At 69.4% G+C, this 12,539-nt stretch carries 13 protein-coding genes; 4 read left to right on the top strand and 9 right to left on the bottom strand.

The window, feature by feature from the left end:
* From Q0R13_RS09215 to Q0R13_RS09235, 5 genes are all read right to left on the bottom strand, one after another.
* Window positions 1-608, bottom strand: a 608-nt coding sequence (locus tag Q0R13_RS09215; protein WP_293902795.1) for a Clp protease N-terminal domain-containing protein, incomplete at its 3' end; no start/stop codon positions are given.
* A gap of 6 nt (window positions 609-614) precedes the next feature.
* Entirely contained in the window at window positions 615-944 is a 330-nt protein-coding gene (gene clpS / locus Q0R13_RS09220; protein WP_293902798.1) for an ATP-dependent Clp protease adapter ClpS, read from the bottom strand.
* A 136-nt stretch (window positions 945-1,080) separates the two neighbouring features.
* Window positions 1,081-2,352 carry a DNA polymerase IV gene (locus Q0R13_RS09225; RefSeq protein WP_293902801.1) on the bottom strand — a complete coding sequence of 424 codons (1,272 nt, stop codon included), beginning with the start codon at window positions 2,350-2,352 and terminating at the stop codon, window positions 1,081-1,083.
* The gene (locus tag Q0R13_RS09230; RefSeq protein WP_293902804.1) at window positions 2,349-3,224 is read right to left on the bottom strand and encodes an ROK family protein; all 876 of its coding nucleotides are present in this window, start codon (window positions 3,222-3,224) and stop codon (window positions 2,349-2,351) included. The genes Q0R13_RS09225 and Q0R13_RS09230 overlap by 4 nt, the downstream gene beginning before the upstream one ends.
* Window positions 3,225-3,255: 31 nt before the next feature.
* Window positions 3,256-3,843: a hypothetical protein gene (locus tag Q0R13_RS09235; RefSeq protein ID WP_293902807.1), complete on the bottom strand. Its 588-nt coding sequence runs from the start codon at window positions 3,841-3,843 to the stop codon at window positions 3,256-3,258.
* A gap of 180 nt (window positions 3,844-4,023) precedes the next feature.
* Here Q0R13_RS09235 and divK point away from each other — a divergent pair, with 180 nt between their 5' ends.
* Entirely contained in the window at window positions 4,024-4,389 is a 366-nt protein-coding gene (divK, locus tag Q0R13_RS09240) for a cell-cycle response regulator DivK (RefSeq protein ID WP_293677774.1), read from the top strand.
* A gap of 6 nt (window positions 4,390-4,395) precedes the next feature.
* Complete coding sequence (locus tag Q0R13_RS09245) at window positions 4,396-5,760, top strand: PleD family two-component system response regulator (RefSeq protein WP_293902810.1); 1,365 nt, start codon at window positions 4,396-4,398, stop codon at window positions 5,758-5,760.
* Here Q0R13_RS09245 and Q0R13_RS09250 read toward each other — a convergent pair.
* The 3 genes from Q0R13_RS09250 to Q0R13_RS09260 all read right to left on the bottom strand — a co-directional run bounded on the left by Q0R13_RS09250 (window position 5,757) and on the right by Q0R13_RS09260 (window position 7,801).
* On the bottom strand, window positions 5,757-6,530 hold the full coding sequence (locus Q0R13_RS09250) for a phytanoyl-CoA dioxygenase family protein (RefSeq protein WP_293902813.1): 774 nt from the start codon (window positions 6,528-6,530) through the stop codon (window positions 5,757-5,759). The genes Q0R13_RS09245 and Q0R13_RS09250 overlap by 4 nt on opposite strands.
* A gap of 275 nt (window positions 6,531-6,805) precedes the next feature.
* Window positions 6,806-6,973, bottom strand: a complete 168-nt coding sequence (gene rpmG / locus Q0R13_RS09255) for a 50S ribosomal protein L33 (RefSeq protein ID WP_293677777.1) — start codon at window positions 6,971-6,973, stop codon at window positions 6,806-6,808.
* Window positions 6,974-7,075: 102 nt separating this feature from the next.
* A complete protein-coding gene (locus Q0R13_RS09260; protein ID WP_293902817.1) occupies window positions 7,076-7,801 on the bottom strand; it encodes an NUDIX hydrolase in 726 nt (241 codons plus the stop codon).
* 95 nt (window positions 7,802-7,896) lie between these two features.
* Between Q0R13_RS09260 and Q0R13_RS09265 the strand changes: the two genes are divergently transcribed.
* Window positions 7,897-8,550: a TMEM175 family protein gene (locus Q0R13_RS09265; RefSeq protein WP_293902820.1), complete on the top strand. Its 654-nt coding sequence runs from the start codon at window positions 7,897-7,899 to the stop codon at window positions 8,548-8,550.
* A 190-nt stretch (window positions 8,551-8,740) separates the two neighbouring features.
* Here the strand turns inward: Q0R13_RS09265 and rnr are convergent, their stop codons facing one another.
* Entirely contained in the window at window positions 8,741-11,074 is a 2,334-nt protein-coding gene (rnr, locus tag Q0R13_RS09270) for a ribonuclease R (protein ID WP_293902823.1), read from the bottom strand.
* A 54-nt stretch (window positions 11,075-11,128) separates the two neighbouring features.
* Here rnr and Q0R13_RS09275 point away from each other — a divergent pair, with 54 nt between their 5' ends.
* Window positions 11,129-12,289 (top strand): iron-containing alcohol dehydrogenase, encoded by a 1,161-nt coding sequence (locus tag Q0R13_RS09275; RefSeq protein ID WP_293902826.1) that lies wholly within the window; start codon window positions 11,129-11,131, stop codon window positions 12,287-12,289.
* Window positions 12,290-12,539: the final 250 nt, after the last annotated feature.

A 12,539-nucleotide genomic window follows, 5' to 3' on the forward strand; every position in this document is an offset into this window, starting at 1 on the left:
ATGCAGCGTTCGACTTCCGCCATCCGGCCGATCAGCGGATCGACCTTACCCTGCTTGGCCTTCTCGTTGAGGTTCACGCAATAGGCCTCTAGGGCCTCGCCGCCGGTCTTCACCGGGGGTTTGTCTTCATCTTCTGCGCCCTTCACCGGCTTGGCCTCCGAGGCTCCGGCTTTTTTGGCGATGCCGTGGGCGATGTAATTGACCGCGTCATAGCGGGTCATGTCCTGCTCTTGCAGGAAATAGGCGGCATGGCTCTCGCGTTCCGAGAAGATGGCCACCAGCACATTGGCGCCGGTCACCTCCTCGCGGCCGGAGGACTGCACGTGGATCACCGCGCGCTGGATCACCCGCTGGAACCCGGCGGTGGGCTTGGCATCCTCGCCATCGTCCACGACCAGCGAGCGCAGTTCGTTGTCCACATAGTTGGTGAGGGTGGTCCTGAGCGCGGCGAGTTCGACGTCGCAGGCGCGCATCACCCCGGCGGCGTCCTCGTCGTCGATGAGGCTGAGGAGCAGATGCTCGAGCGTCGCGTATTCGTGCTTACGCTGGTTCGCGTAAGCAACGGCGCGATGCAGGGATTCTTCGAGTTGGCGAGAAAATGAAGGCAAAGGGAGCTAGTCCTTTTCCATGGTGCACTGCAGGGGGTGCTGATGCCGCCGCGCGGTATCAACGACCTGGGCTACTTTTGTTTCCGCCACTTCGTACGTATAGATCCCGCAGACGCCCACCCCGTGTTGGTGGACGTGAAGCATGATCCGAGTCGCATCTTCGCGCGATTTGTTGAAGAATTGCTCAAGTACGTACACGACGAATTCCATCGGCGTGTAGTCGTCGTTCAGAATCAGAACCCGATACATCGACGGCTTCTGCGTCTTCGGCTTGGTCTGCGTGATCACCGTCGAGCGAACGCCGGTGTCAGACCCACCATCCTTCCGCTCGCTCATGTTCCCGATCTCCTGGGGCCCACGGTGATCGCGCGCCAACTCGATTAGATATGGAAGATAGCGGCATTTGGAAGGGATGAATCGTCACGGTCACGTTTGAGGCGCCCTGCGCACACGAAAGTCGCCTGTCGGACACCTAATCTTCGTCCTGCGCGGTCCGGGCGCGCAGGCTGCGGCCCGATGTGACGGCGCCGGCGCCGAACCGGGCCCGAATCGCGTCGACCGAACGCTCGCTGGCGAGGGCCTTGCGCTCGGCGCCGGCGAAGAAATCCCCTGAGACCAGCTCGGCGTCGATGAGGTCGGCGACCCCGATGCCGATCAGCCGCCAGGGCCGGCCGGTCGCCTCCCTGGCCAGCAGCTCGCGGCCGACCTGGAACAGGGTCTTCGCGGTCTGGGTCGCCACGGGCAGGGTGCGTCGCCGTGTCACGATCCTGAAGTCGGTGGTGCGCAGCTTCAGCGTCACCACGCGGCCGGCCACGGCGCCGTCGCGCGCCTGGCGCGCCACCCGCTCGCACAGCGGGGCCAGCCTGTCCTCCAGATCGGCGACGCGGGTGAGGTCGTCGTTGAAGGTGGTCTCGCAGCTGATGCCCTTGCGCGCCTCGTTGGGGTTCACCGCGCGGTAGTCGCGGCCGTGGGCCAGTTCCGACAGCCGCAGGCCATGGGCGCCCCAGCGCTCGACCAGGGCCTTGACGTCGGTGCGGGCCAGATCGCCGACGGTGCGGTAGCCGGCCTTCTCCAGGCTGGCGACCATGGCCGGGCCCACGCCGGGCAGGATGCGTACGGGCCTGCCCGCCAGGAAGGCCTGCGCCTCGTGGCCGATCACCGAGAAGCCGCGGGGCTTGTCCAGCTCCGAGGCCACCTTGGCCAGGAACTTGTTGACGGCCAAGCCGATAGAGACGGTCAGGCCGGTCTCCGCCTCGATCCGCGCCTGCAGCCTGGCCAGGGTGATGGCCGGTGGCGCGCCGTGCAGCCGCTCGGTGCCCGACAGGTCCATCCAGGCCTCGTCCAGCGACAGGTTCTGCACCAGGGGCGTCAGCGCCGCGACCATCCCCAGGATGCGCTTGGACTCGAAGCGGTACTTCGCGAAGTCGGGCTTGATGACCGTCGCCTCGGGGCAGGCCTTCAGCGCCTTGAACATCGGCATGGCCGAGCGGACGCCCTTGATGCGGGCGATGTAGCAGCAGGTGGTGACCACGCCGCGCTTGCCACCGCCGACGATGACGGGGACGTCGCGCAGCTCCGGCCGGTCACGTTTCTCCACCGAGGCGTAGAAGGCGTCGCAGTCCAGGTGGGCGATGGCGAGCTGGCCCAGTTCCTGGTGCGCCACGATCCGGGGCGACGCGCAGGCGGGACAGCGCCGCACGGCCTGTTCGCCGGTCCAGAAACAGTCGCGGCAGAAGGCCTTCATCCCGGCGGCTCCAGCGGCCACAGCCAGGCCGCGCCACGCACCCCGGACGAATCGCCGTGCAGCGCCTTGTGCACCGGGGTGGTGAAGACATCGGAGAAGACGTGCGGGCCGATGGCGTCCGGCAGCCGCGCGTAGAGCCGCTCCAGGTTCGACATCCCGCCGCCCAGCACGAAGACGTCGGGGTCCAGGATGTCGGCGATCACCGCCAGGCCGCGCGCCAAGCGGTCGATGTAGCGGTCGAGCGCGGCCGCGTCGCCGGCCGCCGCGGCGGCCTCCGCCGAGCGGCCCTCGGCGCGGGCGAAGCCGGGGCCGCTGAGCCACAGCTCCAGGCAGTTGCGCCGGCCGCACCAGCAGGCCGGCGCCGGCAGCTCGTCGGGGCGCGGCCAGGGCAGGGGCGTATGGCCCCACTCGCCGGCCACGAAATTGCGCCCCTCGACCAGCCGTCCATCCAGCGCGATCCCGCCGCCGCAGCCGGTGCCGATGATCACCGCGAACACCACGCCGGCGCCGGCCGCCGCCCCGTCCGTGGCCTCCGACAGCGCCAGGCAGTTGGCGTCGTTGGCGTAGCGCACGGGCCGGCCCAGCACGCGCTCCAGGTCGGCCGGAAAGGCCTTGCCGTTGAGGATCGTGGAGTTGGAGTTGCGCATCAGCCCGGTCACCGGCGAGGGCGACCCCGGCCCGCCGACCCCCATCCGCGGCGCCCGCGCGCCGGCCTGGCGCTCCGTCTCGACCACCAGCGCCCGCGTCGCCTCCAGCCGGCCCTCGTAGTCCGGCGGCGTGGGCACGCGCACCCGCGCTTGGAACCGCCCGTCGGCGTCCAGCGCCGCCGCCCCGATCTTGGTCCCCCCGAAGTCCACGCCGATGCGGATCATGCCCCCAGCATAGCCGATCCGGCCCGGCCGCTCAGCGTCGGATCGCGGCTTCGATCGCTTCGCCCAGCTGCGGCCAGTCGTCGATGCGGGGATGGCGATCCGAGCGCGGCGCGAAGGGGCGCAGGCGCAGGTCGGCCACGTGCTGGAAGGTGGTCGTGGCCGGGCAATGGTCGGCGACCGAATCCAGGTTGGAGAGCAGGTCGTCCACGAACGCCGTCGGCTGCAGCGTCTGGGCGATCAGGCCCGCGGCGATCGGGCCCTTGGGTCCGGAGTTGAGGATCAGCGGGTGGTCCATCCCGTGGCGCTTCAGCCAGGCGGTCCGCAGCCGCTCGGCGTCGGCCGGGGCGTTGGAGAGGATCAGGATCCCGGCGTGGCGGCCCAGCCGGTTGAGGGCCTCGATGGCGCCGGGGGCGGGTTCGATCTGGTCGCAATGGCCGGCGAAGAAGCTGTCGAATAGCGCCTTGCCCTGGGCGATCTCCAGATGCTCGGTCGCGCCCGGCCGATAGATGTTCTGGAACAGGGCGAAGCGGTCGATCCGCATTTCCAGCCCGTGGGTGGTCAGGAAATCGCCGAACCCCTGCATGAACAGGCCCAGCACCTCGTCCACATCGATCAGCACCAAAGGCCGCGCTGGAGACAATCCCAGCGATTGGAGGCGCGGCGGTGCTGAAATCGAGGGCTCTGCCAAGGGGACTCCGGCGGCGACTAACGAAGTTTAAGGATATCCGTGCGAATTACGTGCGTAAGGGTGGGGGAGGCCGAACATCGGCCGGTTCGCACGCACACCGTTGGGTCCTGAATGGCCAAGAAAGTCCTCATCGTCGAGGATAACGAGCTGAACATGAAGCTGTTTCATGACCTGCTCGAAGCCCAGGGGTACGAAACCCTCGAGACCCGCGAGGGTCTGGCGGCGCTGTCGCTTGCCCGCGAGCACAGGCCGGACCTGATCCTCATGGACATCCAGTTGCCGGAGATTTCCGGCCTGGAGGTCACCAAATGGCTCAAGGAAGATGACGACCTGGCGCATATTCCGGTCGTCGCGGTTACCGCCTTCGCCATGAAGGGCGACGAGGAGCGGATCCGCGAGGGGGGCTGCGAGGCCTATATCTCCAAGCCGATCTCGGTCACCCACTTCCTCGAAACCATCAAGCGCCTGCTGGCCTAGCCCGCGATGTCCGCCCGCATCCTGGTCGTCGACGACATCGAGTCCAACGTGCGGCTGCTGCAGGCCAAGCTCTCGGCCGAGTACTATGAAGTCCTGACCGCCACTGACGGCCCGACCGCCCTGGCCATCGCCGCCTCCGAGCGCCCCGATATCGTGCTGCTGGACGTGATGATGCCGGGCATGGACGGCTTCGACGTCTGCCGCCGGCTGAAAGACGACCCGGAGACCCGCCACGTGCCGGTGGTGCTGGTCACCGCCCTGGACGGCCGCGCCGACCGGGTGGCCGGCCTGGAGGCCGGGGCCGACGACTTCCTCACCAAGCCCATCGACGACGTCATGCTGTTCGCCCGCGTGCGCAGCCTGGTGCGGCTGAAGGCGGTGATCGACGAGCTGCGCGACCGCGAGGCCTCCGGCCGCCGCATGGGGGTCATCGCCGGCGCCGCCTCGCGCCTCGGCGGGTCGGGCGGCCGGATCCTGATCGTCGACGACAACCTGCGCCAGGCCCAGCGGGTGTCCACAGAGCTGTCGGTCGAGCATCGGCCGATCGTCGAGACCGATGCGGCCAAGGCCCTGCTGAGCGCACGCGGCCCCGTCGACCTGGTGATCGTCAACGCCGCGGCCCAGGCCTTCGACGGCCTGCGCTTCGCCGCCCAGCTGCGCTCCGACGATCAGACCCGGAGCCTTCCGATCCTGGCGATCGCCGACTTCGACGAGCGGCAGAAGGCGGTCAAGGCCCTGGAGATCGGGGTCAACGACCTGCTGGCCCGCCCCATCGATCCGGGTGAGCTGGCCGCGCGCGTCCGCACCCAGATCCGCCGCAAGCGCTACACCGACTACCTGCGCTCCAACCTGGACCACTCGCTGGAGCTGGCGGTCACTGACCAGCTCACCGGGCTGCACAACCGCCGCTACATGTCCGGCCAGCTCGAGGCGTTGATGGGCCGCGCCGCGCAGGGCGGGGAGCCGGTCTCGCTGATGGTCATCGACATCGACCACTTCAAGCGGGTCAACGACAGCTTCGGCCACGACGTGGGCGACGAGGTGCTGCGCGAGTTCGCGGTGCGGCTGGCGTCGAACGTCCGCGCCATCGACCTGCCGGTCCGCCACGGCGGCGAGGAGTTCGTGGTGGTGATGCCGGACACCGATCTGGAGGACGCGCGCCGCATCGCCGAGCGTATCCGCCTGCACGTGGCCGGCGCGCCGTTCCGGGTGATGGACGGCGACGAGATGCTGTCGGTGACCATCTCCATCGGCGTCGCCGCCAGCTGCGGCCCCGACGACACGCCCAACGCGCTGGTCAAGCGCGCCGACGAGGCGGTCTACGAGGCCAAATCCCGCGGCCGCAACCGGGTGTTCGTCCGCGCGGCTTAGGCGGCGTAGATCCCGTCCATCAGCATCATGCGCGGCGATGCGCCGGCGTTCGGCGTCGTCGCGTGCATCATCAGCGGATCCATCAGGAACATATCGCCCGGCTCGCCGGTCATCTCGCAGACGCGAACCGGTACGCCGTCGAGCCTGCCGTCGTCGGACATGAAACGCGTGACACGGTCCTCGTCCTTGCGTCGCGACTCCAGCGCCGCATACCAGGGCTCGCGGGCGACCAGCAGCTTGCGGACCATGCCGGTGTTCAGGGGCGCGCCTTCGCGCCTAGCGAGTTGGCGTATCACCCGGTGGGAGCCTGCGATATAGCCGGTGCCGCCGCCGCCCGGCTCCAGGGGCGCCAGGATCAGGAAGAGCCGCACCATCCGGGGCGGCTCAGGGGTCGCGGCGATGTCTAAGTGCCACTTGCAGGGCACATCCCAACGGTCGTAGTGGCCCGGCAGGGTGACCATCGGCAGTCCCCATCGCTCGGGATCCTTCCACTGGCCGGCGCCCAGAAGCTGATCAGCGATGGCCCGGACGCACGTGCTTCCCATGGCCGCGAAGTCATTATTGCGGGCCGCAAGCTGGGCGGGGTGGGGCTTGGTCCAGGTGGCGGGCTTGTCGCGCCAGTGGCCGTGCCACGACTCGAGCCGCTTCCAAAGGGTGGCCAGCATCGCTTCGACGTCGGCCGCTGGAACCGCGCCCGGCAGGCGCACGACGCCCTCCAGGGCGTAGGCCTCGAGTTGGTCGGCGGTGAGAGCCGCGCGAAGCGCTTCCATGGCTCGCCAGAAAAAGCCTCCCGGCCTGCGGGTCAAGCGCCGCCCAGTTGCTGCCCTTCGGGGGAGCTGTCGGCGAATGTCGACTGAGGGGGTCCGCTCAGAAGGTCCGGCCGGTCACCTCGGAGGCGCCGGCAAGGTGCAGCGGCGCCGTCGTGGAGGACCACTCCGTCGCCTTCGGCGACACCTCTCCCGACGGGGGAGGAACCTGTCCAGAAAAGCAAGACGCCCGGCGTTTCGGCCGGGCGTCTGGAAACAAAATCAGGATGTTGCGAACCCTACTTGATCTTACCTTCGCGGAATTCGACGTGCTTTCGCACGACCGGGTCGTACTTCTTCAGCACGAGCTTGTCGGTCTTGGTGCGGGCGTTCTTCTTGGCCACGTAGAAGAAGCCGGTGTCCGCCGACGAATTCAGGCGGATCTTGATTGAGGCGGGCTTCGCCATGGGTAGGGTCCTTGGGCGGGGCCAAACGGGGTCGCACCGCCGGCAGGTGTTCAGGAGGCGCGGAAAATACGAATCCGCGGCCCAAAGTCAATGGGCCGCCTCTTAAAGGCTCGCCGGCCGCATCGCCTTGTCCTTGAAGCGCAGGAACAGCTTGGGACGGCTGGGGTCCTGCATCCGTTCGCCGGCTTCCTTGATCATCATCCGGGTGACGGCCGGAAGCTGCAGGTCCATCGCGGCGTCGAAGTCGAACCAGGCGATCTCCTCCAGCTCGCCGCAATCGGCCTGGCGGTCGAGGCTGGTCAGCCGCTCGGCGTCGGCCAGCAGGAACCAGGTGTCGAAGCGCTTGCCCACCGCGGGCGGGGTGATGGCGCGGGCGATGACGTCCAGCGCCTCCAGGTCGGGCAGCACGCCCTGGGCGGCGAAGTCCTTCCAGGGGCCGGTGGCGCGGGCCTCGCCGGGCTTGCCCAGCAGCAAGCCGGTCTCCTCCCAGGTCTCGCGCACCGCCGCCAGGGCCAGGGCCCGGCCGCGCCCGGCCGGCAGGTGCTTGTCGAACAGCGCGCCGACGTCCGGCCGCAGGTCGGTGGCGAAGGGGGCGCGATAGTCGGCGCGGTCGATGCGGCCGCCCGGGAACACCCAGCGGTCGGGCATGAAGCTGTGCCCGCCGTGGCGCTTACCCATCAACACCCGCGGCTTGGCGGCGTCGCGGCGGATGATCATCACCGTGGCGGCGTTCTTCGGCCGCACCGCCGGCTTGCCGGGAATGCGGGGCGGGCCCTCGGGCTTGTGGGTGACTTCCGGAGATTTGGGGGGCGGGGCAGGGACGTTCATCAAACAACTGTATGACCGTCTGCGACCACGGGGAAAGGGCGACCTTGCGGAAGGCGCGGCCTGCGGCACTATGCCGGCCTGGCTGTGGAGGGCGCATGGCGCACGACGACGAAGCGCATCTGGACGAGCGGTTGCTGCACCGGCTGCTGTTCTTCACCGACGCGGTGTTCGCCATCGTGCTGACCCTGCTGGTGCTGGAACTGCGGCCGCCGCCGGTGCGCGACGTCGAGGGGCCCGCCCACGCCATCGCCGAGATGGGGCCGCACTTCCTCGCCTTCTTCATGAGCTTCGCGCTGATCGGCGTCTTCTGGGGCGCGCATATGAACACGTCGCGCCGGATGATCCGCTTCGACTGGCCGACGGCCTGGACGAACCTGGCGTTCCTGTTCCCGATCTGCCTGATCCCGTTCGTCTCGGCCTGGTACGGCCAGGGGCTGGGCAGCCCGTTCATCTGGGCCATGTACTGCTGGGTGCTGGTGGGGACGTCGGCCGGCAACATGGCGCTGGTGCTGGTGATGGCGCGCGGCGGCGGGCGCCTGATGGCCCCCGGATTCAGCCCGCAGGAGCGGACCTATCGCGTCGCGCGCGCCGCCGGCCCGGGCTTGTCGTTCGGCTTCGGCCTGCTGATGCTGGCCGCGGGCCAGTACATCCTGGGGCAGTTCTGCTGGGTGCTGATCCCGGTGCTGTTCGGCGTGATCGAGGCGACGCTGAAACCGCGCGGACCCCAACCCGTCGCCGGCCCGGTCTAAAGTCCAGGCTAATTTCCTTTGAACTTCCAAAGTCATAGTTAGCGTCATCGGCTCATCCCGGCGAAGGCGGGTACCCAGACCCGATAGCTGAGACGCGGATCGGGCTGGCTCAGCGCGCCTGGAGCCCACATCTGAGCCATCCCATCTGGGTCCCGGCCTTCGCCGGGATGAGCGGTAACGGGTATGGACCCTAGCGGCGCGGGCCGCCCTTCTTGCCGGCGCGGATGTTCTTCGGCCGGCCCTGCTGACCGCGGCTCGGCCCGCGGTACCCGCCGCCGGGCGCGCCAGGACCACGGTCGCCGCGGGCGCGAATGCCCAGCCGGGGTCGGGACGCCGTGGGGTCCGGCGTGGCCGGTTCGCTCAGCATCTCGAACAGCAGGCCGCCGGTGATCGGGGTCGCCTCCGCCAGCTTCACCCGCACGGTCATCCCCAGCGGCCAGCGGGCGCCGGTGCGCTCGCCCACCAGGGCGTGGCTGCGGTCGTCGTGGACGAAGTATTCCTCGCCCAGCCGCGACACCGGGACCAGGCCGTCGGCGCCGGTTCCCGCGAGCCGCACGAACAGGCCGAAGCGGGTGACGCCGGTGATCCGCCCGTCGAACTCCGCCCCCACCTGGTCGGCCAGGAAGGCGGCCACATACCGGTCGGTGGCGTCGCGCTCGGCGGCCATGGCGCGGCGCTCGGCGAAGGTGATCTCCTCGGCCGTGCCCTTCATCTGGGCGATATCGCGGTCCGACAGGCCGTCCGCGCCCAGCCCCAGCGCCGTCACCAGCGCCCGGTGGACGATCAGGTCGGCGTAGCGGCGGATCGGCGAGGTGAAGTGGGCGTACTTGGCGAGGTTCAGGCCGTAGTGGCCGATGTTCTCGGTGGAATAGATCGCCTGCATCTGGGTGCGCAGGACCACCTCGTTGACGATGTCGGCATGTGGCCCGCCGCGGGTCTCGGTCAGCAGCTTGTTGAACCGCTCCGTGCGCGGCGCCTCGCCCTTGGTCCAGGGCAGGTTAAGGGTCGACAGGAAGTCCACCAGGGCGAAGATCTTCTCCTGGCTGGGCGCGTCGTGGATCCGGTAGATCAGCGGGATCTTCTTCTGCTCCAGGGTCTCGGCGGCCGAGACGTTGGCCTGGATCATGAATTCCTCGATCAGCTTGTGCGCCTCCAGCGAGGGCCTGGGCGTGATCGCGGCGATGTGGCCCTCATTGTTGATCGAGATCTTCCGCTCCAGGCTCTCGATGGCCAGGGGCGAACGGGCGTCGCGGCCCTTCTTCAGGCAGGCATAGGCCGCCCACAGCGGCGTCAGCACCCGCACCATCAACGGGCCGGTCTTGTCGTCCGGCGCGCCGTCGATGGCGGCCTGGGCCTGTTCGTAGGACAGCTTTGCGGCCGAGCGCATCAGGCCGCGGACGAAGGTGTGCGAGCGCTTGCGGCCATCGGCGCCGAACACCATCCGCACGGCCATGCAGGCGCGGTTCTCGCCCTCGCGCAGGCTGCACAGGCCGTTGGAGAGCCGCTCGGGCAGCATCGGCTCCACCCGGTCGGGGAAGTAGACGCTGTTGCCCTTCTCCCGGGCGATGCGGTCCAACTCGGTGCCCGGTCGGACGTAGGCCGCCACGTCGGCGATGGCGACCCAGCAGACCCAGCCGCCGGGGTTCTTCGGGTCGTCGTCGGGCTGGGCGAAGACCGCGTCGTCGTGGTCGCGGGCATCCTGCGGGTCGATGGTGATCAGGGGGATGTCGCGCATGTCCTCGCGGCCGGCCAGCGTCGGCGGCTCGGCCTCCTCCGCCTCGCCCTCCGCGCCGGGCGAGAAGCCCATGGGGATGCCGTGGGTGTGGATGGCGATCAGGGAGGCGGCGCGCGGCTCGTCCTCGCGCCCGACGATCTCCAGCAGCTTGCCGCGCTTGGGGCCAAAGCGCCCGCCGTCGCTCTCAATCTGCGCCAACACCAGGTCGCCGTCGCGGACGTCCTCGCCGGGGGGCAGGATCAGGCTGTCCTTGGACCGGCGATCCACGGGCTCGACGCGGACCTCGCGGCGCACCTTGCGCACCACGCCCAGGATGCGGTGGGCGCTCTGGCCCAGGCGCTTGATCAGCTTCGCCTGATATTCGCCGCTCTCCAGCCGGTTGAACCGCACCAGCAGCCGGTCACCCAGGCCGGGCGCGGCGGCCCCGGCCTCCTTGCCCGGCAACAACAGCACCAGGGGCGCATCCTCGCCCTTGACCAGCTTCACCAGCAGTTCGCCATCGGCGTCGCGCTCGGCCACCTCGACCACGCCCACCTCGGGCAGGGCGCCGGCCTCGGCGAAGCCGCGCCGGCCGCGCTTGCCCAGGGCGCCCTCGGCCTCCAGGGCGTTCAGCATCTCGCGCAGGGCCCGGCGGTCGGCGCCCTTCAGGCCGAAGGCGTTGGCCATGCCGGCCTTGTTCGGCTCCCCGTGCTCGCGGATGTAAGCCAGCAGGGTGTCCCGGTCGGGCAGGCCCTGCGGGGGACGGCTGGGCTTCTTGGTCGGGGTCTTGGGCGTCTTGGGTCGGGCCATCGGGGGTGCTTACCACCGCGGCGGGCGCTAGGCTCGGGGCGGCAGGAGAAAAACATGCTCACTGGAACCCACAGGTTTCCCCGCCAGGACCAGGTCACCTACGGCCGCCCCGCCGCCGAGGTCGTGCGCGAACTGGCCGCCGAGTGGGGCGTGAGGCGCATCCTGATCACCACCACCGCCTCGCTGGCGGACAACCTGGCCGCCACGACCGCCGCGGCCCTGGGCGAGCTCTGCGTCGGGGTGTTCAGCGGCGTCGGCGCCCACTCGCCGCGCGAGGGCGTGATCGGCGGGGCGGCCGAGGCCCGCCGGCTGGACGCCGACCTGCTGCTGGCCCTGGGCGGCGGCTCGGTGATCGACGCGACCAAGGTGATGCAGCTCTGCCTCTGGGCCGGCCTGGACCGGGTGGCGCAACTGGACGCCTACCGCGCCGGTCGCGGGCCGGACCGGGTGGACGTGACGAAGGTCGTGGCCGGCGTGCGGATGGTGGCGATCCCGACCACCCTGTCAGCGGCCGAGTTCACGCCCTTCGCCGGCGTCACCGATGCGGCGGCGAAGTCGAAGGAAGGCTACAGCCACCCACAACTGGCGCCCCGCGCGGTGATCCTCGACCCGGCCATGACGCGGTCGACCCCGCCGCAGCTCTGGTTCTCCACCGGCATGAAGGCGGTCGACCATTCGGTGGAGCAGCTCTGCAATCCCGAGCGCGCGCCCTATGCCGACGCCCTGTCGGCGGACGGCCTGCGCCGCCTGGCCAAGGGGCTGGCTGCCACCAAGGCCAGGCCGGACGACCTCGACGCGCGGCTCGAGTGCCAGTTCGGGATGTGGCTGGCGATCAGCGGGGCCGGCTCCGGCCGCGGCATGGGGGCCAGCCACGCCATCGGCCACACCCTGGGCGGCAGCTACGGCGTGCCCCACGGGATCACCTCCTGCGTCACCCTGCCGGCGGTCCTCCAATGGAGCGCTTCGGCGGCGCGGGAGCAACAGGCGCTGGTCAGCAAACTGCTGGGCGCGGCGGGGCTTGAGGCGGCCACGGCGGTGGGAAACCTGGTGCGGAGCCTGGGCCTGCCGGCGGACCTGCGGAGCGTGGGGATCACCGCGAAGGACTTCGCCGCCATCGCCGAACACACCATGCACGACCGCGGCGTCCGCTCGAACCCGCGCCCGATCGCGGGGCCGCAGGACATCGTCGAGATCCTGGAGATCGCCGCCGGCTAGAGCACGACAGCTTGAAGTGGATACCGGTTCAAGCGCCCGTCGTGCTCTAAGCTTTTGATTTAGAGCCTTTTTGTCCGGTTCAAACGATTCCATTTGAACTGGAAAGGCTCTAGCAGGTTGTTGAAATAGGTTTTTTGGGGTGCCTGAGGCGCAAGTTTGCAGCCCTAGAGATTCAGAAAACCCAATTATTTCAACTACGAGATTTTGCCTGTTTGAGCGGAAGGGCCATGAGAGGGCGAAAATCGGCCCT

It is taken from the genome of Phenylobacterium sp., from assembly GCF_025351295.1.
Taxonomy (GTDB): Bacteria; Pseudomonadota; Alphaproteobacteria; order Caulobacterales; family Caulobacteraceae; genus Phenylobacterium.

What these genes read in the sequence shown, in the direction of transcription:
- clpS (WP_293902798.1), bottom strand. Translation starts at nt 944, where the DNA reads ATGAGCGAGCGGAAGGATGGTGGGTCTGACACCGGCGTTCGCTCGACG.
- Q0R13_RS09230 (WP_293902804.1), bottom strand. Translation starts at nt 3,224, where the DNA reads ATGATCCGCATCGGCGTGGACTTCGGGGGGACCAAGATCGGGGCGGCG.
- Q0R13_RS09250 (WP_293902813.1), bottom strand. Translation starts at nt 6,530, where the DNA reads ATGGAAGCGCTTCGCGCGGCTCTCACCGCCGACCAACTCGAGGCCTAC.
- Q0R13_RS09245 (WP_293902810.1), top strand. Translation starts at nt 4,396, where the DNA reads ATGTCCGCCCGCATCCTGGTCGTCGACGACATCGAGTCCAACGTGCGG.
- rpmG (WP_293677777.1), bottom strand. Translation starts at nt 6,973, where the DNA reads ATGGCGAAGCCCGCCTCAATCAAGATCCGCCTGAATTCGTCGGCGGAC.
- Q0R13_RS09225 (WP_293902801.1), bottom strand. Translation starts at nt 2,352, where the DNA reads ATGAAGGCCTTCTGCCGCGACTGTTTCTGGACCGGCGAACAGGCCGTG.
- Q0R13_RS09265 (WP_293902820.1), top strand. Translation starts at nt 7,897, where the DNA reads ATGGCGCACGACGACGAAGCGCATCTGGACGAGCGGTTGCTGCACCGG.
- Q0R13_RS09260 (WP_293902817.1), bottom strand. Translation starts at nt 7,801, where the DNA reads ATGAACGTCCCTGCCCCGCCCCCCAAATCTCCGGAAGTCACCCACAAG.
- Q0R13_RS09275 (WP_293902826.1), top strand. Translation starts at nt 11,129, where the DNA reads ATGCTCACTGGAACCCACAGGTTTCCCCGCCAGGACCAGGTCACCTAC.
- rnr (WP_293902823.1), bottom strand. Translation starts at nt 11,074, where the DNA reads ATGGCCCGACCCAAGACGCCCAAGACCCCGACCAAGAAGCCCAGCCGT.
- divK (WP_293677774.1), top strand. Translation starts at nt 4,024, where the DNA reads ATGGCCAAGAAAGTCCTCATCGTCGAGGATAACGAGCTGAACATGAAG.